1 tRNA gene and 1 rRNA gene are annotated in these 342 nt (G+C 48.5%); both read left to right on the top strand.

The features are described from left to right. A 16S ribosomal RNA gene (locus LZP96_RS24075) occupies positions 1–51 on the top strand; the annotation flags it as partial. 85 nt (positions 52–136) lie between these two features. Then, positions 137–212: transfer RNA gene (locus tag LZP96_RS24070), tRNA-Glu, on the top strand. Positions 213–342 lie beyond the last annotated feature (130 nt).

The following is a 342-nucleotide window of genomic DNA, read 5'->3' as shown; positions in this document are numbered from 1 at the left end:
AAGTCGTAACAAGGTAACCGTAGGGGAACCTGCGGTTGGATCACCTCCTTACCTGAAAGAACCTGCCTTTGTAGTGTCCACACAGATTGTCTGATAGAAAGTAAAAAGCAAGGCGTCTTGCGATTGAGACTTCAGTGTCCCCTTCGTCTAGAGGCCCAGGACACCGCCCTTTCACGGCGGTAACAGGGGTTCGAATCCCCTAGGGGACGCCACTTGCTGGTTTGTGAGTGAAAGTCGCCGACCCCCATATCTCAAAACTGACTTCCGAGTCATGTTTGAGATATTTGCTCTTTAAAAATCTGGATCAAGCTGAAAATTGAAACGACACACTGTGTCTGTTCT

The organism is Huaxiibacter chinensis (assembly GCF_022171985.1).
Lineage (GTDB): Bacteria > Pseudomonadota > Gammaproteobacteria > Enterobacterales > Enterobacteriaceae > Enterobacter > Enterobacter chinensis_A.
This window is presented reverse-complemented; position numbering and strand designations above follow the sequence as displayed.